This is a genomic window from Gordonia sp. OPL2, assembly GCF_003797825.1.
GTDB lineage: Bacteria > Actinomycetota > Actinomycetes > Mycobacteriales > Mycobacteriaceae > Gordonia.
Window position 1 is genome coordinate 17,612 of record NZ_RKME01000012.1, and the last position, 24,004, is coordinate 41,615.

Annotated in this window: 20 protein-coding genes; 6 read left to right on the plus strand and 14 right to left on the minus strand. The window is 66.1% G+C overall.

From position 1 onward, the window contains the following. Window positions 1–111 precede the first annotated feature (111 nt). The gene (locus EEB19_RS13420; protein WP_187587023.1) at window positions 112–1,557 is read right to left on the minus strand and encodes an NAD(P)/FAD-dependent oxidoreductase; all 1,446 of its coding nucleotides are present in this window, start codon (window positions 1,555–1,557) and stop codon (window positions 112–114) included. Window positions 1,558–1,661: 104 nt separating this feature from the next. On the opposite strand from EEB19_RS13420, the gene EEB19_RS13425 reads away from it, so the two are divergent. Beyond that, a complete protein-coding gene (locus tag EEB19_RS13425; RefSeq protein ID WP_187587025.1) occupies window positions 1,662–2,300 on the plus strand; it encodes a TetR/AcrR family transcriptional regulator in 639 nt (212 codons plus the stop codon). A 17-nt stretch (window positions 2,301–2,317) separates the two neighbouring features. Here EEB19_RS13425 and EEB19_RS13430 read toward each other — a convergent pair whose 3' ends face one another. From EEB19_RS13430 to EEB19_RS13445, 4 genes are all read right to left on the minus strand, one after another. Continuing rightward, entirely contained in the window at window positions 2,318–2,902 is a 585-nt protein-coding gene (locus tag EEB19_RS13430) for a histidine phosphatase family protein (protein WP_187587028.1), read from the minus strand. 75 nt (window positions 2,903–2,977) lie between these two features. Next, window positions 2,978–5,569, minus strand: a complete 2,592-nt coding sequence (locus EEB19_RS13435; RefSeq protein ID WP_187587030.1) for a LuxR family transcriptional regulator — start codon at window positions 5,567–5,569, stop codon at window positions 2,978–2,980. Between the two features lie 95 nt (window positions 5,570–5,664). After that, window positions 5,665–7,086: an NAD(P)/FAD-dependent oxidoreductase gene (locus EEB19_RS13440; protein ID WP_187587032.1), complete on the minus strand. Its 1,422-nt coding sequence runs from the start codon at window positions 7,084–7,086 to the stop codon at window positions 5,665–5,667. Window positions 7,087–7,146: 60 nt separating this feature from the next. Next, entirely contained in the window at window positions 7,147–8,712 is a 1,566-nt protein-coding gene (locus tag EEB19_RS13445; protein WP_187587034.1) for an HNH endonuclease signature motif containing protein, read from the minus strand. A 354-nt stretch (window positions 8,713–9,066) separates the two neighbouring features. On the opposite strand from EEB19_RS13445, the gene EEB19_RS13450 reads away from it, so the two are divergent. After that, complete coding sequence (locus tag EEB19_RS13450; RefSeq protein ID WP_187587036.1) at window positions 9,067–9,876, plus strand: DUF1266 domain-containing protein; 810 nt, start codon at window positions 9,067–9,069, stop codon at window positions 9,874–9,876. On the opposite strand, the gene EEB19_RS13455 is transcribed toward EEB19_RS13450, so the two are convergent. The 6 genes from EEB19_RS13455 to EEB19_RS13480 all read right to left on the minus strand — a co-directional run bounded on the left by EEB19_RS13455 (window position 9,811) and on the right by EEB19_RS13480 (window position 16,600). After that, window positions 9,811–10,428: a hypothetical protein gene (locus tag EEB19_RS13455; RefSeq protein ID WP_187587038.1), complete on the minus strand. Its 618-nt coding sequence runs from the start codon at window positions 10,426–10,428 to the stop codon at window positions 9,811–9,813. The genes EEB19_RS13450 and EEB19_RS13455 overlap by 66 nt on opposite strands. A 49-nt stretch (window positions 10,429–10,477) precedes the next feature. Next, window positions 10,478–11,215 (minus strand): hypothetical protein, encoded by a 738-nt coding sequence (locus EEB19_RS13460; RefSeq protein ID WP_187587040.1) that lies wholly within the window; start codon window positions 11,213–11,215, stop codon window positions 10,478–10,480. Between the two features lie 109 nt (window positions 11,216–11,324). Beyond that, window positions 11,325–13,241 (minus strand): adenylyl-sulfate kinase, encoded by a 1,917-nt coding sequence (gene cysC / locus EEB19_RS13465; protein ID WP_187587042.1) that lies wholly within the window; start codon window positions 13,239–13,241, stop codon window positions 11,325–11,327. Continuing rightward, a complete protein-coding gene (gene cysD, locus EEB19_RS13470) occupies window positions 13,241–14,245 on the minus strand; it encodes a sulfate adenylyltransferase subunit CysD (protein ID WP_262365651.1) in 1,005 nt (334 codons plus the stop codon). Before cysD ends, cysC begins: the two co-directional genes overlap by 1 nt. Then, the gene (locus EEB19_RS13475; RefSeq protein WP_187587044.1) at window positions 14,242–15,039 is read right to left on the minus strand and encodes a Stf0 family sulfotransferase; all 798 of its coding nucleotides are present in this window, start codon (window positions 15,037–15,039) and stop codon (window positions 14,242–14,244) included. Before EEB19_RS13475 ends, cysD begins: the two co-directional genes overlap by 4 nt. 103 nt (window positions 15,040–15,142) lie before the next feature. Further along, window positions 15,143–16,600, minus strand: coding sequence for a sulfatase (locus tag EEB19_RS13480; protein ID WP_187587046.1), 1,458 nt, complete (start codon window positions 16,598–16,600; stop codon window positions 15,143–15,145). A gap of 145 nt (window positions 16,601–16,745) precedes the next feature. Here EEB19_RS13480 and EEB19_RS13485 point away from each other — a divergent pair, with 145 nt between their 5' ends. Together EEB19_RS13485 and EEB19_RS26935 are read left to right on the plus strand one after the other, a co-directional pair. Further along, complete coding sequence (locus tag EEB19_RS13485) at window positions 16,746–17,705, plus strand: phosphotriesterase (RefSeq protein WP_187587048.1); 960 nt, start codon at window positions 16,746–16,748, stop codon at window positions 17,703–17,705. A 280-nt stretch (window positions 17,706–17,985) separates the two neighbouring features. After that, the gene (locus EEB19_RS26935; protein ID WP_262365652.1) at window positions 17,986–18,108 is read left to right on the plus strand and encodes a hypothetical protein; all 123 of its coding nucleotides are present in this window, start codon (window positions 17,986–17,988) and stop codon (window positions 18,106–18,108) included. Between the two features lie 177 nt (window positions 18,109–18,285). On the opposite strand, the gene EEB19_RS13490 is transcribed toward EEB19_RS26935, so the two are convergent. Genes EEB19_RS13490 through EEB19_RS13500 form a run of 3 tightly spaced genes read right to left on the minus strand, consistent with a single transcriptional unit; the run spans window position 18,286 to window position 21,054 of the window. Beyond that, the gene (locus EEB19_RS13490) at window positions 18,286–18,915 is read right to left on the minus strand and encodes a TetR/AcrR family transcriptional regulator (RefSeq protein ID WP_187587049.1); all 630 of its coding nucleotides are present in this window, start codon (window positions 18,913–18,915) and stop codon (window positions 18,286–18,288) included. Beyond that, window positions 18,912–20,174, minus strand: coding sequence for an acyl-CoA dehydrogenase family protein (locus tag EEB19_RS13495; protein ID WP_187587051.1), 1,263 nt, complete (start codon window positions 20,172–20,174; stop codon window positions 18,912–18,914). Before EEB19_RS13495 ends, EEB19_RS13490 begins: the two co-directional genes overlap by 4 nt. A 55-nt stretch (window positions 20,175–20,229) precedes the next feature. Next, the gene (locus tag EEB19_RS13500; protein ID WP_187587186.1) at window positions 20,230–21,054 is read right to left on the minus strand and encodes an SDR family oxidoreductase; all 825 of its coding nucleotides are present in this window, start codon (window positions 21,052–21,054) and stop codon (window positions 20,230–20,232) included. 779 nt (window positions 21,055–21,833) lie between these two features. Between EEB19_RS13500 and EEB19_RS13505 the strand changes: the two genes are divergently transcribed. Both EEB19_RS13505 and EEB19_RS13510 read left to right on the plus strand, forming a co-directional pair. Continuing rightward, the gene (locus tag EEB19_RS13505; protein WP_187587053.1) at window positions 21,834–23,225 is read left to right on the plus strand and encodes a lipase family protein; all 1,392 of its coding nucleotides are present in this window, start codon (window positions 21,834–21,836) and stop codon (window positions 23,223–23,225) included. Window positions 23,226–23,246: 21 nt separating this feature from the next. Continuing rightward, complete coding sequence (locus EEB19_RS13510; protein WP_187587055.1) at window positions 23,247–23,891, plus strand: TetR/AcrR family transcriptional regulator; 645 nt, start codon at window positions 23,247–23,249, stop codon at window positions 23,889–23,891. The last annotated feature ends 113 nt before the right edge of the window (window positions 23,892–24,004 follow it).

A 24,004-nucleotide genomic window follows, 5' to 3' on the forward strand; every position in this document is an offset into this window, starting at 1 on the left:
GTCGAACCGGCGTACGCGACGCCGACGGCGGGCAGGCGCCTGGGGCACCCGGTGATTGTTGGTGGGACGGTTGGTGGTGGCGCTCGGAGTGGGCATCGTCAGCCTTTCTCTTCAGGTGTGCGATCCTTCGCGGATCTCTGTGACACCATCGAGAGTGGGCCTCGAGACTTGCGGCACCATCGATGCACGCTGGGAGGTTGCTGTGAGCGCGGCTCGCAGAAAGCGGCGTCGTTCCTGCCAGTCTCGCACCACCCGGAGTTGCTGGAACCCGAGATCACCTGCGACGTCAGCGATCCCGATGTCTGGCTGCCGCAGCGCCCTCACCACCGCGCCAGCAATCGTGGTGATCGGCATCATCTTTGCGGGCCGCTGCACGCGGTTGTAGATGTCGCTGAGCACCGCTGCATACTCCGGATCCTGTTGCGCCTGACGATAGAGCTCGTACTCCACGGGCGACGGCGGTGATCCAGCGGCGAGGACGTTGGTCCACTGGTACACGTCGATGCAGTCACGTTCGCGGCCTGCCGCCCAGGCCGCGGTCGCGTCGTCGACGGCACGCGGATCGACACCCGTCCTGGCCGAGAGCACCGGCGCGAGAGCCTCACCGAGCAGACGACCGTACCGCAGACCGTCCCGGATACCCTGTGCCGTCACCGGATCCTTGAAATGTCCGGCGTCGCCGGGCAGTGCCCACCCCGGGCCGCTGGATCGTCGGAAGTACGATTCGATCCCTGTGCATCCGCGCACCCGCGACACCATCTCGCAGCCGTCGAGACGGCGGGACAGACCCGGTAGGGAATGCACTCCGTGCACGTAGGCGTCCTGCGCCCTGCGACCGCGGAATTCGGAGATGAGATCGACGGGCGGCTGGAGCAGACACAGCAGGTCACCACCGTCGCAGGGGAACGCGGTGCCCAGCAGACTGCCCGTCCGCCACTGGGAAGCGATGTGGCGCAGATCGGTTCGGGAATCGGACCAATAGGCGTAATAGCACGCTCGACCGCTCGGCGCCACGAGCGTCGGAGTCCGTGCACCGACCTGCTCCGCGACGAGGCTCTTACGGCCATCGGCCCCGATCACCACCGGCGCCCGGATCTCGTGTTCGGCGCCGTCGTCGTCGGTGTAACGCAGGCCGACCACCCGTCCGGCATTCCAGACCAGATCGTGTGCGGTGCAGCGCTCCCGGACCTCGGCGCCCGTGTGTCGCGCGGTGCGCACGAGGGCGTCGTCGAGATGGGTCCGGCGGACGCACATCGCATAGTCGATGCCGGAGACCGCCGAGTAACCGGTGCGCCACCCGATGTCGTCGAGGACCGCTTCCGCGAGCGGCATCCGCGGCGCGCCGATCGCCTCCACCGCCGGCAACGCACCGATCGCCTGGATCTCGGCCATCGTCGTCGGCCACAGGAGGTGGGTGGACAACGTGTCGGACGGAAAGCGGGCGGAGTCGATGGTCAACACCCTCAACCCTCGCTCGGCCAGCGCCACGGACGTGGCACAGCCTGCGATACGCGCGCCGACGACGACCGCATCGAACTGCTCGACGGCTGAGCTCATGCGTGCTCCTCCCGGCCGACCCCCGACATACAGTCCGACACCGTGTCAGGAAGACGTTATGCCTGCACATTCAGGGTGTCAAGGGTCGGCGTAGCATCGGCGGCATGGGTTCGGTGACCAGGTCGCAGACGGTGCACACGCGCGAGCGCCGTGCCGAGGTGACCGAACGGGTGCTGGCCGCGGTGGAGGAGTTGCTGGGCGCCGGGGAGCGGTTCACCGAGATCCCGGTCCAGCGGATCGCCGAAGCCTCCGGACTGTCGCGGACGAACTTCTATCAGTACTTCCCCAACAAGAGTCAGGTCCTGATCCAGGTCGCCGACGTCGCGTCGTCCGAGTTCTTCGCCGCTCCGACATCGTGGTTCGCCGACGATGCCTCCCTCGACGCCGGCGTGGCCGGTGTCCGCCGTGCGATCGAGGCGATGGTCGCAGAGTTCCGCAAGCACTGGACCCTGATGCGTGCCCTCGGCGAGGTCGCGGCCTACGACGTCGAGGTCGCCGACTTCTGGTTCGGCCGGATCGACGAGTTCATCTCCTACGCCGCCGGACGCGTCGGAGTGTGGCGCGAGCAGGGCCGCGTCGACGCGTCAGTGACGACAGAGTCGGTGGAAGCGGTCACCTGGATGGTGGAACGCAGTGTTGCCCAACATGTCCTGCACCCACGCGGTGCCGAGCGGTCTGACGACCGCATGGTTGCGGCCCTGTCCCGCACGATCTGGCTGACGATCACGGGTGGTGCGGAGTAGTCAGATACGCGCCCGGATCACCGGAGATGATCGATCTCGTTGACCGACAACACTTGCCGTAGTCCATCCGGTTGCGCCAGGACGCGCGTCACCGAAGTGTAGAAGGGCTCGACGAAGAACATGTCGGCGGTGCGCAGGATCTGCGAGAGGTAGGCGTTGATGACGCCGCCGTGACAGACCACCGCGACGACACCGCCACCCTCACCGGCGACCGCCTCGATCCCGTCGACGACGCGGTTGCGGAAGAGGGTCGGGTCAAAGGTGTTCGCGCCCAGACGTCCTCCGTTCATGTCGGCCAGGAGTCGTCCGCGGTCGGTGTACTCGTGCACGGCGCCGTATGTCGTCCAGCCGTGATCGAGTTCGACCAGTCGCTCATCGGTGGCGACGTCGAGCGACACCGCGCGTCCCACGTGGTCTGCGGTCTGCACGGCGCGACGCATCGGACTGGCGACGATCCGCTCCACCGGGCCGTACCGGCCGGCGGCGACGGCCGTGGCCAGCAGGTCGGCCTGGGCATGCCCGTCCGGAGTGAGGTCGGGATCCGCGCCGGCCGGATCGGAGAGCCGGAACGGCTGGGCATGGCGGATGAGCAGCAATTCCATGCGCTCAGTTCATCTCATCGTCGGATCCGGGGAGCGCCCGGGTCCAGAAACGCGGCCGCTCGGGCCGGCGCCACATCACCCGCTGCGCACCCGCTCGCCCAGGCCACCCCGGTCGGATACGTCGAGCTTCGTGCAGGCCCGATAGATGTGCCCTTCGACGGTCCGCGGCGACAGGGTCAGCCGGTCCCCGATCTGCCGGTTGGTCATTCCGGCAGCGACCAGGTTGGCGATCTCGCGTTCGCGAGCGGTCAGCGGCAACGGGTCGTCGATGGCATCGAGGGCGGGGGTGCGCAGACCACCGCACTCGGCGGCGAGCCGGTGTGCGAGCGCCGCCGTACGGACCGCATCCGCGCGTCGTTGTCGTCGGGCGTAGAGCGCTGAGGCATGGGCAGCGGCATCGGCGGCGGACACGAGATATCCGCGCTCGGCGAATGCTGCCGCGCAGTCCTCGACGACGCCCGCGTCGCGTGAAGCGACGGCACCCGCATGGCGTGCATACAGCGGCGCGAGATGCCCGTCGATGATGCCCGCGAGTTCGGCCAACCGTCCGGCGGCGTCACACTCCCCCAGCCTGACGAGGGCGTGCAGCGCCTCCATCTCGACGGTGTGCTGCGCTGCCGATCGTGCCGACCGGGCTGCTGCGTGCATCGTCTTGCGGGCTTCGAGGACGAGCCCCTCGGCGGCCATCAGCCACGCTTCGGCGATGGTGAGCGGTGGGTCGAACACCGCGACATGCGGTCGGAGGTCGGATCGGGTCCGGACCGCGATGTCCCGCGCCGCAGCCGTCTCGCCGAGCAGTGCATACGACTGGACGAGCGCCGTTCTGGCCGGAAAGCTCCACGCTGCCATCGCATCCGCGGCGAACGCGGCAGTGGCTTCCTGCAATGACACGATGGCTGACACGAGATGACCACGCGCAAGGGACGTACACCCGAGCAGTGTCTGCGACATGCCCCACGCGACATACTGGCCGGGCGAGCTGAACTCGGCATAGGCGGCAGCACATTCGTCTGCGGCATCGAGGTCGCCGGCGAAGACGAGCGCCTGCAGCTCGCCGAACGCGGCTTGATAGCGGAGCAGTCCGTCGACCCCGGAGGCGACGCGCGTGCACGCGGCGATCTCCCGCACCCGATCGAGTTGACCGGTCAGCGCCAGGCAGCGCTGGGCGGCCACCGCTGCCCAATAGCGGGCCGTCGGTGGAGCATCAGGACGCGACACCGCGGCACAGGCGAGATCTCGGGCGTGCCCGATCCGGTTGGCGTGCATGGCGAAGAACGCGTCCATACCGTCGACGACGAGGGCCAGTCCGGGAGCCGTCACGCGCTCCCGCAGCAGCCTCAGAACGTCGGCGGCGCGTTCGCTGTCACCGGTCGAGAAGCTGAAATTGCAGGCACGGGTCATCCCCCACCGCAGAAGTCCGATCTCGTCGAGTTCGGCGGGGTCGAGCGTTGTCGCGATCTGCTCGACCTCGTCGGGACGTCCTTGCCACAGCAGGGCACGCGCCAGGAGGTCAACGGAGTGGATGGTCCTCTCCCGATCGAAGGCCGACCGCGCAAACCGCTCTGCGGCAGCGACATCCGAGAGACCGAGGGCGACCCTGGCCGCGTCGATGAGCGGTGTCACGCCGATGTCGTGATCACTCGCGACTGCCAGTTCCGCAAGCCGTAGTCGGTCGTGGTCGGTGTCGAGTCCGCGTTCCTGCATGGCCTCCACGACACGTCCGCGCAGCCGGCGCGAGCGTACGCGCCCCAGCCTTGCACGGATCACCTCGCCGAACAGCGGATGGGTGAACCGGGCGGCCAGGCGGTTGCCGCCGCGCGAGACGCGGATCAGTTCGCGTGACTCGGCGTGGTCGACGGCGTCATCGCCGGCGAGCTCGCACAGCAGGTCCAGTTCCATGGGTTCACAGAGGCTCAGCAAGTCGAGCACCCCGCGGACGGGATCGGGGAGGGTGTCGATCCGGTCGTCGAGCAGCGTGGCGAATTCGGCTGTCACCGTCGCACTTCCGCGCAGTTGCCAGACACCGTCGGCGTCGCGCAGATGTCCGCACTCGAGCGCGCCGTCGATCAGGTGGCGCAAGAACAGCGCATTGCCACCCGACGCCTCCCACATGAGTCGCGCCGAGAAGCCCTCGAGGTGACCACCCAGCGCCTCCTCGACCAGGTCGACGCTTTGCTGCTGGGTGAAGGGGACCAGCTCGATCCGCTCGAGGAAGCCGTCCTTCCACAGGGAGGTCACCGCGTCCGGTGGAGTCTCCCCACTGCGGACCGTGACCACGATGCGTGCATCGCCGTCGAGCGCGAGCTGATGCAGGAGCGTCGCGGACAGCGGGTCGAGCAGATGCGCGTCGTCGACCCCGAGGACGAGGGACCCCCGGGAGAGCAATGATTCGCGCGCGGCCGAGAGCACCCCGATGGTGTCGCGCGCCACCGTCGGCGCGACGACGTTCGCGAAGGCGCCGAGAGGAATGCTCCGCGCCGACTCTGTTCCGGCAATCCAACGCACGCCGTCGAACTCGGAGGTCACCTGCCGCGCCAACGTCGTCTTGCCGACGCCCGCGGGGCCGGTGAGAACTGTGCCACGACGGCCCTGCGCCGCCTCCGACAGGCTGCCGGCGATGGCGTCGAACTCGCGTCGACGCTCCACCAAAGGCCAGGTCACAGGCACGGAGTCAAGTGTACGACCGGCGTTCCCCGCGATCGATAATTCGAACGGGGGACCCGTCGTCGGTCAAACGGACGGATGTGCCCGAAGCCTTGCCGTCAGTGCGTGCGATCGAGATCACGCAAAGCCGAACGGGCAGCGTGGAATCCGCAGAGCCCGTGGATGCCCGCGCCCGGCGGCGTCGACTGCGAGCACAGATACACACCCGGGATGCCGACGGAGTACGGGTTGGTCGCGAGTCGAGGCCGCAGGACCAACTGCAGTCCGTCGTTGGCACCCCCGATGATGTCACCGCCGATGTAATTGGGGTTGTACGCCTGCAACTGGTCGGTGCCCGTGCTGTGTGTCGCGACGATCTGGTCTCGGAACCCGGGCGCGAATCGCTCGATCTGCCTGATGACGGACTCCGTCGCGTCTCCCGCATAGCCGTCGGGGACATGCGCGTATGACCAGATGGGGTTGAGGTTTCCGCTGGACCGCGTCGGATCGGCGAGGTACTGCTGACCGACGAGGATGAAGGGACGGTCCACCATTGCACCGGCGGCACGCTGCCTTTCCGCGTAGGCGATCTCGGCGTAGTCACCGCCGAGGTGCACGGTGCCGGCAGCGCGGCATTCGGGATTTCGCCAGGGGATGTCGCCCTCGATGGCGAAATCGACCTTGAACGCCGACGACCCAGTCCGGAACCGGCCGTAGGCACGTCGGACTCGTGGTGGCAACTGATCGGAGTAGATCGAGAGAACCTGTGCCACAGAAAGATCTAGCAGAACGATGTCGGCAGTCGGGATGTCGGCCCGGGTTGTGACGCGTACGCCGGTCTCGATCTTTCCGCCGGCATCGCCGAGAGCGGCAGCCGCGGCGGCCGTGATCGAGCCGGTCCCACCCTCGGCCACCGGCCACCCGTATCGATGGCCGCTCGCCAGCATCATGAGGCTGAGGGATGCCGTCAGCGGCCGATCGAGCCTGGTGAACGCGTGGGCGGCGACACCGCCATACAGGGCTCGGGCTGGGGCGGTCCGGAACCATCGGGCGAGGATGCTCGCCGGCAGCACCGCACGGGGACCGAACGCCGCGAGTCGGATCGGGTGCGACGGCACGTTCAGGATCGGACGCAGCAGGTCGTGACCGAGGTCGTCGAAACCGCTGACGAGATCGGCCAGCGCGAGACGCCACCGTCGGCCGTCGGATCCCAGGCCGGCAACCGTCTGCTCCAGAGATCGCCAGAGGACGCCGACCTCGCCGTTGTCGAGGGGATGCGCGCAGTCGATCTCGGGCCATCTCCATCGCAATCCGTGGTTCTCGAGGCCGACCTCGTTCCAGAACGGTGAGCCGTATCCCATCGGGTGAAAGGCGGAACAATGGTCGTGGATGAGTCCGGGAATGCTGAGCTCACCCGACCGGGCACCGCCGCCGACGGTGTCCGCAGCCTCGAGAACCTGCACATCGACGCCGTTGCGTGCGAGGTGGAGGGCAGCAGCCAGCCCGTTGGGTCCGGCGCCGACGACGACTGCCGTCGTCATCGCACGATATGTGGTCGGGTCACCGTCTCAGGTTCCGTCAGCAGACGCCGCGCGTCAACGTCATCGTGGGTGGGTGGTGATCTCCTCTCCCGTTTCGGGGTTGCGCCACACCACGGTTCGGTCGGTGTGCATGGTGGGTATCCAGAGTCCGAAGTGCTTCCGTTGGTGGTCGGGGGTACACAGCGGGATCAGGTTGTAGGCCACCGTCCAGCCGCCGGCCATCGGGTCGGCATGGTCGAACTTGACCAGGTGATCGAGCTGGCACCGGTCAGAGGGTGTGCTACAGAACGGGTATCGACACCAGTGATCCGAGGCCAGGACCTCGGCGCGCATCTTTCGCCCCGGCGCGTAGATGAGCGCGCCGGTAGGTGGCACGAGCAGGCCGCCGTGACCGGTCGGATCGACCGGCGGCGCCGGGTCGTTGCCGACGACGATCAGCCCCGACCACGACGGGCTCGATGGTGGCGGGTCCGGCTTGGACAGTTCCACAGTCGTGGCGATCTCGGCGAGGTCGTCGGCGTGGGCCGGGTCGATCGCACCATGGCCGCGCAGATGAGCAGCCTCCTCCCCGGTCGGGTCCACGACGACCGTGACACCTGCATCGCGACGGGCGGGATCGGTGGGGTCGGGGTCGGTGTCGACGGCCGCGGGCTCGGCGATCTCGTCCGGCACCTGGTCGGGGTCAGGCATGACCGGATCGACTGCGTCCGGCTCGGGTGTTTCCGGCTCGACTGGGTCCGGCTCAGTCGCCTCCGGCTCAACCGTTTCAGGCGCGGTGTGTTCTGGCGCTGTCTGTTCGGGCGCTGTCGTCTCGCCCGCTGCATGATCTGGTCCAGGGACAGTGGTGTCCGCGCGCAATGCGCAGTTCTGCCCGCCACACTCGCATGCCAGGCGTGCATCGGGATACCCGAGCAACTCGGCCAACGCCACTACCCGACGCTGCCCCACCGTGCGCGGATCACGACGACACACTCGCTGCGCCAACAACTCGGCGATCGAGGACTGCAGGAACACACCATGCTCAGCCGGCACCGTCGCATCCACCGACGCATGACCGAACGCATCCTTTTTGACCCGAACATTCTGGTTGCGTGCCGAGAACTCCTCCCGAGCAGCCACCGCCGCATCCGGATCCAACTCGATCAGCATCTTCTCCAGATCCGACCGCAACACCGGATCCGTCGACGGCCGCCGCGCCAACTCGATCGCCGACCATTCCGCGCGAGCGCGCAGATCATCACCGACCACCGACAACACCGAAATCAGCACACCGACCCGCGGCAGCGCGAACTCACCATCGAGAAACGCCGTGCACAGCACGGGCAGGCGCTGCAACTGCTCGCCGAGCAGGATCCAGTGCCCGGCCTTGGCCCGTGACATCCCCATCCGTAGCGACACCTCACCCACCGCCGCCTTGTCCGCCGCGTCACGCACACCGCGACCACGCGCCGGATCAACGAGGAATTGTTGGTACACCCGAACGCCGATCCGATACGCGATCAACACCGCACGCGCGTCCCGCTGGCGACCCTGCCGCAGCATCTCCTGGGCCAGCACACCCAGATCCGACGACGACGCCGACGCGATCACCGCCGCATCCGCAGCGGCATCAGAGAACGACAACATGAGAAACGCACTTTCCGGCAGAACCGACAGGACACCCACATCGTCAGCCCGTCATCGGTGGCGTTTCACCCGCATGTCATCAACTAGTCACCACACTAGAACACCCCACCGACAACAACGCGCAACTCCGCGCCCAGGCTCGCGACCTGCACAGATGGCCCTTCGAGACGCTCGCAAGCTCGCTCCTCAGGGATCGGCATCAGGGCCGCAAGCTCGCTCCTCAGGGATCGGCATCAGGGGCCGGGCTCGCTCCTCAGGACCGACATCAGGGGCGCACGCTCGCTCCTCACGGACCGACACCAGACTCCTCAGGGACCACGATGGGCCGCGATCAACAGGCGTTACCCTGATCCGGTGACCTTGCCTCCTATCACGCCGTTCCCGTTCGGCGAGAAGTCGACGCTGGGTCGGCCCTTCATATGGCAAGGCCGGACACCGCTTCCACCACGACATCAAGCGGCACTGAATGTGGGTGCCCACATGTGGATTCCGAATGCGTTCGCGTGCGACACGATCCTGATCGACGAAAGTGTGGAGTCGGTCCGTACACGAATCCGCGAATGGTGGGGCATCACCGACGCGATCTCGGCGCGCAAGATCGTGGGCCAGTTGCTCGACGGTATGCACAGCTCCACCTTCGAGGTGATCGCACCCTTGGTCGCGGAGTCGACCAGGAAGACCAGTGGCCACGATCCGGAAGCGCATCGCGAGTTCCTCGCCGCGCGGGCCGCTGCCCGAGGTGACTCACCCGGCTACTGGGTCGCCCACTACAACGCCCTTTACAACCTGCGCACGGCCAAGGTGCTGCGGAACTCGGTGGCCGACAGACACTTTCCGACTCACATCCGTGCATGGGATCTCGGTCGGCTGCCCTTCATCGTGCGGACCGGTCTGCGCGCGGGCTACCTGCAAGAGGATGAATGCTGGCCGATGCTGTTCGCCGCGCTCGACTCGGCCCGCAGCTACTACGCCAACTGGCGTCAGTTCGCGCATGGAGTCGTGATCGGGCGCGCCTACTGGAGCGCCATCACCGACATCGGTACGGCGGGAGACTCCGCGCAGACAGCAGGCAACTGGATGAACGCACTGCTCGTGCGCTCAGACAGTCCGTGGCGGCGGCTGCCCCTCGGGACCGAGGAAGATCCGCAGCGTCGCGTTCCGTAGCGCATCGTCGTCCAGGGCACCGGTGTCGAAGGCGTCCTTGACCTTTCGGAAACGCTGGAAGTCCTCGGTGACCCCCTGGTCGTCCGCGCGATCCAGGGTGCCACCGCGGTCGTCGAGCATCGTCCGGGAGACACACCAGTAGAGGCGGTCGTAGAGCGACTCCGCGACGACCGAGTTGGTGAAGTACACCTTCGTCGACGCCTCGTAATCGTGCAGATAGAACACGCGGTAGCCGTCGTCGTCGCCACCGTCCATCATTTCGAGCGCCGCGTCGATGGGCAGTTCGAACGCATATCCCTCGCCGGCCGTGCTCACCATGACGACACGCCTGGTGGTGACCGCCATGATGCCCCACGCCCGGCGGAACCAGGCGTTGCGTGCGACGAGCAACAACTCGTCCTCGCGAAGGTAGGCGAGCAGCCGGTCGAGCTTGGGATTCGGCTCGGACTCCCACCACAGCGCGGCCGCGATGTCGGGACGATGCGGTGACACCGGACCGTACGCGGGCGCGGTCAGGCCGTCTGGTCCTCTCGGTGTGTCGGCGTCACTCACAAGATGCAATGTAGTTGCTCTCTCCGTCCGCAGTCGCGCCCGTCCGGTGTCAGTGGGCGGCGGCCACCTTGTCGATGGCCGTGACCAGCGTCCGCGAGAAGACCTCCGTGTCCGGTCCGCCGAGGAGTCCTCCGGAGGTCACGGCCACCGAGTACCCGCCGACCTGTGCCCACGCCATCAACGATGTCGCGGTGACCTCTCGTCCGTTCACCGTCGACGTACTCGTCTGCTTCACGGCGAACACGTCGTCGGCGTTGGTGTCGGGTAGTTCGACGGGTGTGTTCACGATCGTCGAACGTGCGCCCGCCACCTCGCCCGAGGAGAACGATGCGGTCACCTTCGAGCACTCACCGGTCATCGAATCACGCATGTCGGACAGGTCCCCATGGCGCGGCATCACGGTCTCCGACAGCGTCGTCGATCCCTTCATCGCCACCAACATGCCCATCTGTGAGACGTCCATCCGGTCGGGAACAGTCTTCGGCGGCGCACACTCGGCCGGGCTGATGGTGGCCCCCTTCGTCGTGTCGAGCATGTTGTCGGCCGACTGCTGCACCTGGTTCGGGGGGATGGGCATCACCTGATAACCGGCAGGCAGATCCGCCTTGCCCAGCACGAGATCCTTGGCCGGGACGGTCGTCGCCGGGACCTGTGCGTCTGCCGTCTCTGCGACCGCCTTGGTCGCTTCCGGCGTCGTGCCGGAGTCCGACCCCGCACATCCCGCGGCGATCATCACCGTCGTCATCGCGGCCATCATTCCGCCCACCGCCCGTACCGATGCACGCACCGGCGCCCCCCATCGTCGTAGAAATGTCGATTGGAGGGTATCGCCCGGAGTCGCTGCGGCGGTTGTCACCTCGTCCGAGTGAATGACCGGTGATGAATCCCGAGCGTCCTCAGGCGTCGATGATGCCGCGCTCCACGAGCACCGCGACCACGCGCCCGGCGAGTTCGTCGATGTCCTCGCCGGTGGTGTCGAAACGCAGGTCGGGGTCCTGCGGCTTCTCGTACGGGGCGTCGACCCCGGTGAGTCCCTTCAACTCCCCACGCCGGGCACGTTCGTAGAGTCCCTTGGGATCTCGGCGCTCACATTCGGCGACCGGTGTGCTCACGTGGACCTCGATGAAGTCGAGGTCGGCGGCACGATGCAGTTCGCGGGCGATCTCCCGATCCGACCGCAGCGGCGACACCATCGACGCGATCGACACCACTCCGGCATCGCTGAACAACCGTGCCAGATGTCCCACGCGGCGGATGTTCTCCGCCCGGTCGCCCGGCGAGAAGCCGAGGTCGTCGGAGATGCCGTGGCGGATGTTGTCGCCGTCGATCAGATAGGCGACCCGACCACGGTTGACGAGTTCACGCTCGAGAGCAACCGCCACCGTCGACTTCCCGGACGCCGGTAATCCGGTGAGCCACACGGTCGCCCCACGCTGCCCTGTCTTCTGCCAACGTTCCGGACGACCCAGCGAACTCGGATGCCACTTGATGTCGTTGCGGGTCGCTGTGCCCGGCACGACCTCTCGCGGTTGTGCGATCGTCCCGGCGCCGACCGTGTCGTTGGACGACTCGTCGATCAGGATGAAGGCACCGGTGTCGCGGTTCTCCACGTACCGGTCCGCCACGATCACCGACGATGTCCGGAGTGTGATGACGCCGATGTCGTTGAGCCCCAACGATCCCGGCCCGACCTGCTCGATCAGGGTCTCCGGGTCGAGTCGCCGCTCGAGTGACTGCACGGTGGCACGCACGGTTGCCGAGCCGTGTTTGAGGGCCACCCGATCCCCCGCGCGAAGGGGTGCCTCGGCGAGCCAGCACACGGTCGCGTCGAGCTCGCGGGCCAAGACCGGGGAGTGAGCCGACTCGGCTGCGCTGACGATCACGTCGCCCCGCCCGACATCGATGTCGTCGGCAAGCTCGATCGAGATGGACAGCGGCGCAACGGCGAACTCACGCTCGTCGTCGAGGGTGTCGACGGCGGTCACCACACTGCTGTTGCCCGACGGCAACACGGTCACCTCGTCGCCGACATGCAGACGACCGGCGGCCAGTCGGCCGTAGTAGCGCCGCCGGTGGCGCTCGGTGGGCCGCGACACCCACTGGATCGGGAGCCTCAACTCGTCGGTCGTAGGGCTGGGGGCGACGAGTTCGACGTCCTCGAGATATTCGAGAAGTGTCGGGCCGGTGTACCACGGGGTGTTCGCCGAGCGATGAACGATGTTGTCGCCGTGCTTGGCCGCAACCGGGATGGCGAGGATGTGATCGATGCCGACCTGCGTGGCCAGTTCGGCGAGGTCGGCCTCGATCTCGGCGAAACGGTCGGCCGAGTAGTCGACGAGATCGATCTTGTTCACCGCGGCGATGACGTGCGGCACCCCGACGACCGTCGCGATCCGCGCGTGCCTGCGCGTTTGCACCTGTAATCCGTTGCGGGCGTCGACGAGAAGGACCGCGACATGGGCGTTGGAGGCACCGGTGAAGGTGTTGCGGGTGTATCGCTCGTGGCCGGGGGTGTCGGCGAGGACGTAGCTGCGATTGTCGGTGGAGAAGAATCGGTAGGCCACGTCGATCGTGATGCCCTGCTCGCGTTCGGCGCGCAGCCCGTCCGACAGCGCTGCCAGGTCGGCCACGCCCTCGTCGTCGGTGACGGCCTCGAGGTGATCGGTCGGCAGGCTGCCGGTGTCGTGCAGCAATCGGCCGATGAGCGTGGACTTTCCGTCGTCGACGCTCCCGGCGGTGGCCAACCGCAGGATCTGGCGGTGATGGACGTCGACGGGCGAACCGGATCGCTCCGGGGAGACGGCGGTGCTCATCAGAAGTATCCCTCGCGTTTCCGGTCTTCCATGGCGGCCGACGACGTCCGGTCGTCGGCCCGTGTCTCGCCTCGCTCGGAGACGGTGGCGTCGGAGATCTCCGCGATGATCTCCGGGATCGTGGTGGCCCGGGATCGGACGGCTCCGGTGATGGTGAGGTCACCGACGGTGCGGTAGCGGACCCACTCCGTGGTGACGGAGTCACCGTTGCGCGGTCTGCTGTACGGGGAGACGGCAAGCAGGATGCCGTCGCGATCGAAGACCTCGCGCTCGGCCGCGTAGTAGATGGATGGCAGATCCAGGTTCTCGATCTCGATGTAGCGCCAGATGTCGGTCTCGGTCCAGTTGGACAGCGGGAAGACGCGGACCGACTCGCCACGACGAATCCGGCCGTTGTAGATCGACCACGGTTCGGGCCGTTGCGATCTCGGGTCCCACTGGCCGAACTCGTCGCGAAAGCTGAACACCCGCTCCTTGGCTCGCGCGCGGTCCTCGTCACGCCGGGCGCCGCCGAACGCGGCGTCGAAACCGCCCGCTTCCAAGGCATCGAGCAGAGTGCGGGTCTGCAGTCGGTTCCGGGACCCCGACGGATCCGTCGACTCGGCGATACGACCGGAATCGATCGACTCCTGCACGGAGGCCACGATCAACTTGATCCCGGCAGGATTGTCGTCGGTCGGGGCCACGCGCCGGTCACGGAATTCGATGACCTCGTCGAAGTTGTGCCCGGTGTCGACATGCAGAATCGGGAACGGCAGAGGATGCGGCCGAAAGGCTTTCTCTGCCAGTCGGAGCAGGACGATCGAGTCCTTGCCGCCGGAGAAGAGGAGTACCGGTCGTTCCAGTTCGGCCACCACCTCGCGGATGATGTGCACCGACTCGGACTCCAGAACCCGAAGCGCGGCAACATGGTCGAAGTCGACGCCCGGTTGCGCGGGGGCATCCGATGACTCGGCTACCGACTCGACACCCGGCGAGTCGACGTGGGCTGTCTCTGCGGTCATCGGGGGTATCCGTTCCGTTCGGCGTCCTGACGATAGCGCTGCGCCCATTCCTTGGAGCGCGCATTGGACTGGGGTTTGAGTGGTGGTGGCGGCGCCAGGTCGGGGTCCTGACCGATCGCCTCGAGAACGCGCGCAGTGGTGCGGGACGGGTTCTGCACCAGATCGGTGAAGCCGACCTCGACCGGATCGATGCCCTCCGCGTCGAACCAGCGCCGCCAGTTGCGATCCTGCTCGAGCAGGATCTCGGCGAGGTGCGCGATGCCGCCGGCGTGGTAAACCGCGCCGTCCTCGCCGGCCGAGTGGATACCGTCATCGTCGCGCCAGACGCGCGTCTGCACCGCGCGCCACATCGAGACGGCCTGCGGCACAACGTCTTCACGATAGACGTGGACGTATACCGGGTCGTCGCCGTCGAACAGTGACCGGATCGCGGTCCGCAACGATCCCGAGCCGACTCGGGACCGGGCGATCAGCAGCGGGGTCTGATTCCACATCAGCTTGCCGCCCCACACCCCGTTGGGCGAGCGGCCCTGATCGAGGATGTCGGCCTTCCATTCGTCGCTGTCCCTGGGATCGACGACACCCGGGTCCACCGCGGCCAGAAGTTCCAGAATTCCCGGATCGGTCACCCCGGCGAACCATTCGCGGGGCTGGGGTGCCTGCGACGAACTCGCGAAGTACTGGAAGAACTCCTGCGGCTTGCCGGCCACGCCGGACGCGGCGAGCGACTCCACGAGCAGAGTGCTGCCGCTGCGCTGGCTCGCGCATACGAGATAGTTCGAAACGTCCGACACGCGGACCAGTGTAGCGGCGCGAAAACCCCTCGCAAGCTGGGGATTTACGGTCAGCGTCGCGCAAAGTCTTTACAAATCTGCACCCATGTGCCGCGGCTGGCGATCAGGGTTTGCGAGAACTGACGGCGGTGCTGATCTCACCGTGGAGATCACGCCGCTCACCCCGCGGTCGGCGGGACGGCAACATCTCCTCGTCGGGCTGTGTCGTCTCCGCCTTGGCGTAATAGGCGGCCATGAACTGTTCGGCCACCGCGTTGCCCTCGTGCTCATCGGGGAGCACGTCATCGGTCGCCGAGCGCCAGTCGTCGAGCGTCCTCTGCAGGCGAGCGCGGATCTCGGCGTAGGCGGGATCGTCGGCGAGGTTGGTGAGCTCATCGGGATCGCTTCGGAGATCGTAGAGTTCGTGCCGCGGTCGCGGGCGGCCGATCTCATCGGTGTCGAGCGAGCGTGCCGACGGGCTGTCGGCGATGTCGAGGGGGAGTAGCAGACCCGGACGCTCCGCATAGTTCTCGATGAAGCTGAAATCCTTGGTGCGAACGGCACGGATCGGATCGAAGGCATCGTGGTAGGTCTTCTCCGTGAAAACCTCTGTCCGAATGGAGTTGTCGCCGTCGTCGAGTAGGGACGCCGCATGCGATGTGCCGTCGACGCCGGACGGCGACGGGACCGACAACAACTCCAGGAGGGTGGGGGTGAGGTCGACGCCGGAGAACAGGTCGTCGTAACGACGCGGCGCCACACCTCGGCGTCCCGGCGGGCGGACGATGAACGCGATCCCGGTGCCCTCGGAGTAGAGCGTGGATTTTGCTCGCGGGAACGCCAACCCGTGGTCGGTGAAGAAGACGACCCAGGTCGTCTCGTCGAGACCGACTTCGGCCAGGGTGTCCAGCAACCGCCCGACGGCCGCATCGGCCTGGGTGATGCTGCCGTGCAATCCCGCGAGGTCCTCGCGGACATCCGCGGTGTCGGGGAGGAACGACGGCACGGTGACCGACGCGGGCTCGGCATGCTTGTACTGATCGGCCGGGTAGGGCCGATGGGTCTCGAAGAATCCCGCCGTCAGCAGGAAAGGTCGCTCGTCCGACGCGTGGACGTGCTCGCGCAGCCAGTCCTGCGATCGGGCGACGACGTAGTCGCAGAGCGAGTCCGAGACGTCGACGGTCTCGAATCCGAGAGTCGTCGGGTCGGCGCTCTCGTGTTGCATGCCGAACAGGACGGTGCGGTAGCCGACCTCCGTGAGTACCGCGGGCAGCGTGCGCACATCGCTGCGATATTCGAAACCATGATGGGCGAGCCCGACGAGCCCGTTTCGGTGCGGATATCGCCCGGTGAACACCGAACCGCGAGCCGGAGAGCACAGCGGCGCCGTCGCGTGGGCGTCGGTCATCAAGATGCCCTCGGCGGCGAGTGCATCGAGATTCGGGCTCTCGACACCATCGATCCCGTAGCAGTTGAGGTGGCGTCCGAGGTCGTGCCAATGGATCAGGAGGACGTTCTCACGCGGCGCGGCGCTGGTCTGCGCATCGGAACCCGCCGCGACGTCGGAGTGCGGGGTCGGCATCCGTCCATGATGCATCAAACTCCTTCACCTGCACGGGGCTCCTTGAAGTCACACCCGTCCCCACATAGTGTTCGGCCTCAGTGATCCCGAACAGTGATCCAGAACACAGTCGACACCGTCGTCGACCGTCTCACGAAGGAGCCGCATGAGCATCGTCAACACCGTCACCGGCCCGGTCGACTCCGCTGATCTCGGCAACGTCCTCGTTCACGAACACGTCTTCGTCCTGGGTGAAGAGTTTCGGGAGAACTACCAGTACGACTGGGACGAGGAGCAGAAGATAGCCGAGGCGGTGACCGACCTGCGGGAGCTGAAGAGCCTCGGGATGGACACGATCCTGGACCCGACGGTGTTGGGATTGGGGCGCTACATCCCACGAATCCAGCGGATCGCCGAACAGATCGACCTCAAGATCGTCGTCGCGACGGGTCTCTACACCTACAACGACATCCCGTTCCAGTTCCACTACACGGGTCCCGGGCTGCTGTTCGATGTGCCGGAACCGCTCGTCACCTTCTTCGTGCGAGATCTGACCGAGGGGATCGCGGACACCGGCGTCAAGGCCGCCTTCCTCAAGTGCGCCATCGAGGAACAGGGCCTCACACCTGGTGTCGAGCGGGTGATGCGGGCGGTCGGTGCGGCGAGCGTGCAGACCGGCGCACCCATCACGGTGCACACCAATCCCCACACCCAGTCCGGACTCGTGGCGCAAAAGATCCTTGCCGAGGAAGGTGCCGACCTGACCAAGGTAGTGATCGGACACTCCGGCGACTCGACCGACCTCGACTACCTGATGAAACTCGCCGACGCGGGGTCGATCCTCGGCATGGACCGCTTCGGGCTCGACGTCCTGTTGCCGTTCGAGGACCGGATCAACACGGTTGTGACACTCGTCGAGAGGGGATATGCCGACCGGATGGCACTCGCGCACGATGCGGCGTGCTTCATCGACTGGTTCGATCCCGAGGCCAAGAAACAGGCGGTGCCCAAGTGGAATTACCGCCACATCAGCGAGGACGTCCTGCCCGCACTGCGCGACCGCGGCGTCAGCGACGCCGCCATCGAGACGATGCTCGTCGACGTCCCGCGCCGATACTTCGAGTGACCAGGCGCTTTCACCGCTGGCGCTGACCCGCGCTGAACCGCGGACACTTTCATCGAATGTGTTTCCACATTTGTTGAAAACAGAGTGACGATTTTCGGAAGATTCGTGTTCACAGTGGCGACCTATTCTCAACGTTTGTTGGACTGTCCGCGCGGGAATGCAACATCCGTTGAAAGTGCAGGTCAGGGCACCTGTCCTGCGGTTATACGGTCGTCAAGATTTTCTTTTCGAAGCGTGTAACAAATCGAGAGCGCTCTCCGACACCTTCTACGTGTGGTGATTGTCAGCCACCAGCCTGTTAGTTCTTCTGCTCAACGGAGAGGAGGTGAATTCCATGTTGCTCGATCTCTTCCAGCAGTTCATCAGCGCCATCCTCGGCCTGATCGGCGGCGGTGTCGCCTGATAGCTGTCGACTGACAGCACGCGGCCGGCTCGGCCCTCACCGACAGCACGATCAGGTGACCCGATCGGGAGTTCCCCCCCAACTCCTGCCCAGGTTCATCCGATCGCTCTGAGCCTCAAGGCTTCTCAGTGAGACCGAGCCGGTCGCTCCGTCGGCACGTCGGGGGCCGACGGCCGGTCAGGAACTTTTGCGCAGCCCGATGGCATTGACCCACAGGCGAGTTGCGGTGAACACCAGCTCCTCCATGGGTATCTCATCGCCCAGCGCAAAACAGTGATAGGCCATCCGGGAGACCATGCCGGACAGAGCACGTGCGGCAGCGAGGGGATCGAGGTCGGGATCAGCGAGACCGCGGGACTGCAGGTCCCGGATGAGTTTCGCATTCCGCTCCGCGAACACCTCACCACGCTGTCGCCGGATGTCTCGGAACTCCGGACTGATCCCGGCGACCTGTTCGCGCACCAGCATCAACTGTGCGTTACGCCGGTACGCCTCGAAGTAGGCCCGGTTGGCGGCCTCGATGATCGCAGTCGGGTCGTCGGCGGATTCGGGCTCCACGTGCGGCATCCCCGGATGCAGCATGTCCTCCTGTGCCTCCGCGAGCACCGCGTCGAGAATGTCTTCCTTGCTGTCGAAATACGTGTAGAACGACCCCGTCGCACAACTGGCTTCCGCGGTGATGTCGGTCAACCGCGAGTCGCTGAACCCGTCCCGCTCGAAAACGGTGCGGGCGGCGACGATCAGGGCCGCCCGCGTCCGTTCCCCACGAGCGGTCGCCGGCCGCGTCCGGGCGCCGCCGGTCGTCATCGCGAGACGAGGGCCTGATCCGAGACGCCGGAGACCGATTCGGGTGCCGTCGTGGTTCGGTAGGGCCGAAGTTCTCGACGTGCGATGGCCCGCTTGTGCACCTCGTCCGGGCCGTCGGCCAGACGGAGCGTGCGGATGTGGGCGTACGCCATCGCCAACGGGAAGTCGTCGGTGACGCCGCCTCCACCGTGGACCTGGATCGCACGGTCGATGATCTTCAGCGCGATGTTGGGAGCGGCGACCTTGATCGCGGCGATCTCGGTGGCCGCCGCCTTGTTGCCGACGGTGTCCATCATGTAAGCCGCCTTGAGCGTCAGCAGCCGAACCATCTCGATGTCGATGCGCGCCTCCGCGATCCAGTCCTGGATGTTCGCACGATCCGCGACCGGCTGACCGAAGGTGATTCGCTGGGAAGCGCGCTCACACATGAGTTCGAGGGCCCGTTCGGCCACCCCGATCGTGCGCATGCAGTGGTGGATCCGACCCGGTCCGAGTCGCGCCTGACTGATGGCGAATCCCTCGCCTTCCCCCTTGAGCACGTCCTCGACGGGCACCCGGACGTCCTCGAACACCAACTCGCCATGGCTCTCCCGGTCGACATATCCGAACACCGGCAGATTCCGCACGATCGTCAGCCCGGGAGCGTCGGTCGGCACGACCATCATGGATTGCTGGCGATGCGTCGGCGCGCTGGGATCGGTCTTGCCCATCACGATCAGCACCTTGCAATCCGGCCGAACGGCGTTCGACGCGAACCACTTCCGGCCGTTGAGGACGTACTCGTCGCCGTCGCGCACCATCGACAGCTCGACATTGGTGGCATCGGAACTGGCGACAGCGGGTTCGGTCATCGCGAAGGCCGAGGCGATCTCACCATCGAGAAGCGGCTTGAGGTAGCGCTCCTTGTGGGCGTCGGTGCCGAACAACGTCAGCACCTCCATGTTTCCGGTGTCGGGGGCGTTGCAATTGAACACTTCGGAGGCCCACCCGACTCGGCCCATGATCTCGGCGAGCGGCGCATACTCGAGATTCGATAGCCCGGGGCCCCATTCCGGGTGTGGGTGGAAGAGGTTCCACAGTCCGGCTTCCTTCGCCGTGGCCTTGAGCTCGAGGAGGATGGGCGGCGTCGCATGCGGATTCGCCGACTCGCGCATCTGCTGGTCGTAGATCTTCTCGTTCGGGTAGACGTGGGCATCCATGAACTCGAGCAGCTGCTCGCGGTACTTCTCCGCGCGGTCGGACGGGTTGAGAAGATCCATCGGTGCTCCTTCGGGGTTGGTTCGAGCTCGGTCCAGGCGGCGGTGGATGTGTCGTCTAGTTGGTCAGGGATTCCTCGAGGCCGGCCTGATAGCGGCGCATGCCACGCAGCCACCGGTCGTAGTCGGCGCCCTTGTGCCGGTACATCTCGAGGACCTCGGGGTGGGGGAGGATGAGGAAACGCTCGTCGTCGAGGGCCGCAATCACCACCTCCGCGACCTCATCCGTGGTCAGCACACGCCCGGCGGTCTCCACGGCTCGCTGCATCAGCAATGCGCCGTTGTCGGTCGGCGCGTCATCCGGTCGCAGGAGTTTCGTGTCGACTCCCATCGGGCACAGGCAACTCGCCCGCACACCTCGATCGCCGTAGGTCACGTTCAGCCATTCGGCGAATCCGACCGCTGCATGCTTGGTCACCGAGTACGTCGCCGATCCGAGCTGGGTGAGCAGGCCCGCCGCCGACGCGGTCGACACGAAATAGCCGGTGCCGCGATCGATCCATTCGGGTACCAGGCGTCGTGCTGCCCGGATGTGCGCCATGAGATTGACGTCGACGACCTGGGCCCATTCCTCGTCGGTGGCGAAAAGTCCTGGAGCCCCGCCAATCCCGGCGTTGGCAAAGTAGAGGTCGACCGGTCCGAACCACGACTCCGCGAGCGCGATCGCTGCGTCGATGTGGTCGGAGGAGGATGCGTCGCCGGCCAGCGTCGCGACCGACCCGGCGGAATCCGGGTCGATACCCGACGCGACGGACTCCAACGCCGACGCGTCGAGGTCGGTCAGAACGACCCGCGAACCCTTCTCGACCAGGGCTTTCGCCACTGCGGCACCGATTCCACCGGCGCCGCCCGTCACGATCGCGACCGTGTTGTCCAACTGCATGACCACATCCTTGTGCTCGTCGCGCGGTGCCGTCCGCGCCGCCATCGGGTTGGGGCCAACGTACTTGAAGATGGGTTCAGGTTCAAGTGTGTACATTTTTTCTTCGATAGTTGGAATTGTCGGTCTCACAACATTCGTTGAAAACAATGTGAAGAATGATGGCAGAAAGTACCGCCCATCGCGGTTTGGATGCGCGTCAACTGGGTAATTGAGAATTCATGAGCGGATTTCTACGAATAGTGGCGGACCCGACGATCGGCGTCGTAGACTCTGAATCACGGTGAACCTGACATTCAACCGTTTGCATCTGTGTCGAAACCGTTGCAGCACAATGAATGTGGGGAACACTATACTTCCGAGAAATCGGATGGCCGGGAGGGAAGCCTCGCTTCCATCTTGGTGACTCGAACGTATGAAGGAGGTGACGCACATGCTTATCGATCTGTTCCAGCAGTTCCTGAATGCCATCTTCAACCTCATTGGTAGTGGCTTCGGCGGAGGTGCCGGCTAATACCAGGGCGCTTCAGCGCGCCACTCTCTGAACGGACCGCTCGGTCCTCATCTCGATTGCTTTACATTCTCGCGAGAGTTGTCAAACCCCTCTCAACTCTGGCGGTTGCGCCGCGCTCCCCGGCCGGCCAGTAGCAATTGCGGTGAGGCCGAGCGTTTCGCATGTTCGGGGGTCTTTCACCCTGCACTCGGCCCTTGTGGCCCAGCACACACCGGTGTAGCTTCCTCTCATCTGAAACATCGACGTTTCACTCTGGGGAGGGTCTGACATGCGTCGTCTGTTGGTGGGGTTGAGTGCGGTGTTGGCGGTGTTGGTGCCTGCGACGTCGGCGGTTGCGGCTCCCACGCCACCGACGGTGACGCGCGGCGCGACGGTTCCCCGAGGCGCAACAATCCCCAGCCCGCCCGAGTTCGACCCGGCGTTCTACGCCCCGCCGCGGTCGGCGTACGCGAACAGACAACCGGGCGAGATCATCGCGGCCCGACAGATCACGGTTGCCAATGCCGGCCTGATCCCGGTGAACGTCGACGCCTGGCAGGTGTCGTACCGATCCACCGATTCCCGCGGCATCGCGATCGCAGCGGTCACCACACTCCTGAAACCTCGCGGGTCGTCGAACCGACCGCGTCCACTCGTCTCCGCCCAGCTCGCCGAGGACTCCCTCGGCCACTACTGCGCGCCGTCGTATGCGCTCCAACAGTTCTCACTGTCGACCGTCGGTGGGCAGATCACGGTTCCGCTCGAGTTCCTCATCGCGCGAGGGTTCCTGCAGCAGGGGTACGCGGTGTCGATCCCGGATCACCAGGGCCCCCGGTCGGCGTATGCGGCCGGCCCGTTGGCCGGACGCATCACCCTCGACGGCATGCGGGCCGCGAAAGCCTTCTCCCGCCTCGGCGTGACGGATTCGTCGCCGATGGCGCTCTACGGCTACTCCGGCGGGGCGATCGCGACCGGCCACGCGGCCGAACTCCGCCGCAGTTACGCACCCGACCTGAACGTCGTCGGCGCGGCCGAAGGCGGTGTGCCCGCCGACCTGGGCGTGGTCCTGAACAACGGGAACGGTCAGCTCTTCGCCGGCATGATCATGGCCGCGATCATGGGGCTCTCACGCGAGTATCCGTACTTCCACGACTTCCTCGCCCGGCACCTGAACCCGCTCGGCCAGGCGCTGATGGTGGTGAAGCAGCCACTCTGTGTGCAGTACCAGACCCAGTTCGCCCCGTTCCTGAATCTCAAGGGCATGATCGACTATCCCGGCGACCCGATGCGGGCTCCGGCGGTGCGACGGGTCGTCGACGAGACCCGGCTGGGGCGCACGGCTCCGGATGTTCCGTTGTTCGTGTGGAATTCGAATCCCGACGAGCTCATCCCGGTCGGCCAGGTCTCGACGATGGTGTCGTCGTACTGCCGGAAGGGTGCGCAGGTCCGCTATACCCGCGATCACTTCAGCGAGCACATCACCGCCGAGATCTCCGGGGCGCCGCGGGCGATGTTGTGGCTCCGGGACCGGATCGAGGGTCGGCCGGCGGCTCATGGGTGCGCCACCGTGGATCAGGGATCGATGGCGCTCGATCCGGCCGCGCAACGCGAGTTCGTGGCGGTGGTGGGCGATGACCTCGCCGGCCTGTTCGGCAAGGCGCTCGGGTCACCGCCGCGCTAGCGGGAGACCTACGATGAGGCGGTGACCGCACGCGCCGACCGCTCCTACGGTGGCCTCTCCCTGGAGGAGCGCCGCGAGGATCGTCGTCGGCGATTCGAGGCGGCGGCGGTGATGACGTTCGCGCACAAGGGGTATGCCCAGAGTTCGGTCGCCGACATCTGCTCGGCGAGCAAGCTGTCGCGCCGCCAGTTCTACGAGCACTACCGCGACAAAGAGCACGTGATGCGGGTCGTCTACGACGACATCAACACCCGCGCCCAGCGGGTCGTCGTCGAGGCGATCGATCGCCACGACCCAACGACGGCCGACGACTTCATCCGGTCGGCCATCCGCGCGTATGTGCAGTCGTTCGGCGACCGTGACCGGATCCGGATCGCGTTCATCGAGGCGGTCGGGGTGAGTGCCGACTTCGAGAAGCACCGGCAAGAGACGCGCGAGAGTTGGGCAACTCTGATCGAGGCCCTCGTCGAGAGGTCGGAGGTCGTGCTCGGCGACGGCTCCGCCGACCTCGGAACCCTCGGCATCGCGCCCTGGCAGGCACTGGCCTTCATCGGATCCGTCAACGCGTTCGTCTACGAATGGGCAACGGCCGAGTCGACCCCATCGGTGGACGAGCTGACCGAGACCCTGGCGGTCATTCTCACCGCCCTCGTGTCCGGTGATTGAGGGGTCGACCAAACGTTGTAACGAAATCGCTCCCGGGTGTGATCTACATTACAGTTGAAACGTCTGTTGCAGGTCACCGAAGGGAGGTGCACCGTGTTCGCATTGATCGGCGA